The organism is Acidovorax sp. K2F, from assembly GCF_025246485.1.
In the GTDB taxonomy this organism is placed as follows: domain Bacteria; phylum Pseudomonadota; class Gammaproteobacteria; order Burkholderiales; family Burkholderiaceae_C; genus Acidovorax; species Acidovorax delafieldii.
The window spans coordinates 2501-5605 of sequence record NZ_JAOBSQ010000071.1 but is presented as its reverse complement, the minus strand read 5'-3'; the positions used below and the strand labels follow the sequence as shown (position 1 = coordinate 5605).

Here is a 3105-nt window from a genome sequence, read left to right as displayed (position 1 = left end):
GCTGTAAGAGCCTGACGATGACCTACTTTCACACGGGAACCCGCACTATCATCGGCGCAAAGTCGTTTCACTGTCCTGTTCGGGATGGGAAGGAGTGGGACCAACTTGCTATGGTCATCAGGCATAACTTGGTGCTGGGCAGTTTTTGTGAACTGCCTGGCGAATTCATAGAGTCTGGAATCAGATTTTGTGTATTTGACTGCGTCTAACTTGGCATAACAGACTTTGAGCTTCACGCGGTGAGCGTGTTGGCTATCAAAGTTATAGGGTCAAGCCGCACGAGCAATTAGTATCAGTTAGCTTAACGCATTACTGCGCTTCCACACCTGACCTATCAACGTCCTGGTCTTGAACGACTCTTTAGGGGGCTCAAGGCCCCGGCAGATCTCATCTTGAAACGAGTTTCCCGCTTAGATGCTTTCAGCGGTTATCTCTTCCACACTTAGCTACTCGGCAATGCCACTGGCGTGACAACCGATACACCAGAGGTGTGTCCACTCCGGTCCTCTCGTACTAGGAGCAGGCTTCCTCAAATCTGCAGCGCCCACGGAAGATAGGGACCAAACTGTCTCACGACGTTTTAAACCCAGCTCACGTACCTCTTTAAATGGCGAACAGCCATACCCTTGGGACCGGCTACAGCCCCAGGATGAGATGAGCCGACATCGAGGTGCCAAACACCGCCGTCGATATGAACTCTTGGGCGGTATCAGCCTGTTATCCCCAGAGTACCTTTTATCCGTTGAGCGATGGCCCTTCCATACAGAACCACCGGATCACTATGTCCTGCTTTCGCATCTGCTCGACTTGTCAGTCTCGCAGTTAAGCACGCTTATGCCATTGCACTATCGTCACGATGTCCGACCGTAACTAGCGTACCTTCGAACTCCTCCGTTACGCTTTGGGAGGAGACCGCCCCAGTCAAACTGCCTACCATGCACTGTCCCCGATCCAGATAATGGACCTAGGTTAGAACCTCAAACACACCAGGGTGGTATTTCAACGTTGGCTCCATGAGAACTAGCGTCCTCACTTCAAAGCCTCCCACCTATCCTACACAGATCTGTTCAAAGTCCAATACAAAGCTACAGTAAAGGTTCATGGGGTCTTTCCGTCTTTCCGCGGGGAGATTGCATCATCACAAACATTTCAACTTCGCTGAGTCTCAGGAGGAGACAGTGTGGCCATCGTTACGCCATTCGTGCAGGTCGGAACTTACCCGACAAGGAATTTCGCTACCTTAGGACCGTTATAGTTACGGCCGCCGTTTACTGGGACTTCAATCAAGAGCTTGCACCCCATCATTTAATCTTCCAGCACCGGGCAGGCGTCACACCCTATACGTCCACTTTCGTGTTTGCAGAGTGCTGTGTTTTTATTAAACAGTCGCAGCCACCGATTTTTTGCAACCCCGTTGGGCTCCCTCTGTACGAGTTCACCTACTTGGGGCATACCTTCTCCCGAAGTTACGGTATCAATTTGCCGAGTTCCTTCTCCTGAGTTCTCTCAAGCGCCTTAGAATACTCATCTCGCGCACCAGTGTCGGTTTGCGGTACGGTCGTCAATAGCTGAAGCTTAGTGGCTTTTCCTGGAAGCAGGGTATCACTCACTTCGTCTGCAAGCAGACTCGTTATCACCCCTCATCTAAACCCGGCGGATTTGCCTACCGAGCACGACTACAGGCTTGAACCAACATATCCAACAGTTGGCTGAGCTAACCTTCTCCGTCCCCACATCGCACTATTGATCGGTACAGGAATATTGACCTGTTTCCCATCAGCTACGCATCTCTGCCTCGCCTTAGGGGCCGACTCACTCTACGCCGATGAACGTTGCGTAGAAAACCTTGCGCTTACGGCGAGGGGGCTTTTCACCCCCTTTAACGCTACTCATGTCAGCATTCGCACTTCTGATACCTCCAGCATCCGTTACCAGACACCTTCACAGGCCTACAGAACGCTCTCCTACCACTTGCAATAAATTGCAAATCCGCAGCTTCGGTAACTGGCTTAGCCCCGTTACATCTTCCGCGCAGGACGACTCGATCAGTGAGCTATTACGCTTTCTTTAAATGATGGCTGCTTCTAAGCCAACATCCTGACTGTTTTAGCCTTCCCACTTCGTTTCCCACTTAGCCAATTTTAGGGACCTTAGCTGGCGGTCTGGGTTGTTTCCCTCTTGAGTCCGGACGTTAGCACCCGGTGCTCTGTCTCCCAAGCTGTACTCTGCGGTATTCGGAGTTTGCATAGGTTTGGTAAGTCGCCATGACCCCCTAGCCTAAACAGTGCTCTACCCCCGCAGGTAATACTTGAGGCACTACCTAAATAGTTTTCGGAGAGAACCAGCTATTTCCAAGTTTGTTTAGCCTTTCACCCCTATCCACAGCTCATCCCCTAGTTTTGCAACACTAGTGGGTTCGGACCTCCAGTACCTGTTACGGCACCTTCATCCTGGCCATGGATAGATCACTTGGTTTCGGGTCTACACCCAGCGACTGATTCGCCCTATTCGGACTCGATTTCTCTACGGCTTCCCTATTCGGTTAACCTTGCCACTGAATGTAAGTCGCTGACCCATTATACAAAAGGTACGCAGTCACCCTTGCGGGCTCCTACTTTTTGTAAGCATGCGGTTTCAGGATCTATTTCACTCCCCTCCCGGGGTTCTTTTCGCCTTTCCCTCACGGTACTGGTTCACTATCGGTCGATTACGAGTATTTAGCCTTGGAGGATGGTCCCCCCATATTCAGACAGGATTTCTCGTGTCCCGCCCTACTTTTCTCTAACTTAGTACCACACGTCTGTTTTCGCATACAGGGCTATCACCTGCTATGGCCGGGCTTTCCATCCCGTTTTGCTAACAGTCGTGCTATCACTAGAAGGCTCTTCCGATTTCGCTCGCCACTACTTTCGGAATCTCGGTTGATGTCTTTTCCTCGAGCTACTGAGATGTTTCAGTTCACCCGGTTCGCCTCGCATACCTATGTATTCAGTATGCGATACCTCTTGCGAGGTGGGTTTCCCCATTCAGAAATCTCCGGATCAAAGCTTATTTGCCAGCTCCCCGAAGCTTATCGCAGGCTATCACGTCTTTCGTCGCCTGTAA

2 rRNA genes (1 of these 2 running past the window's edge) are annotated in these 3105 nt (G+C 51.0%); both read right to left on the bottom strand.

Features of this window, described 5'->3' with window-relative positions:
• Nucleotides 1-9: 9 nt before the first annotated feature.
• Nucleotides 10-122: ribosomal RNA gene (rrf, locus tag N4G42_RS25025) — 5S ribosomal RNA — on the bottom strand.
• A 143-nt stretch (nucleotides 123-265) separates the two neighbouring features.
• Nucleotides 266-3105, bottom strand: a 23S ribosomal RNA gene (locus N4G42_RS25020) (it continues 39 nt past the right edge of the window).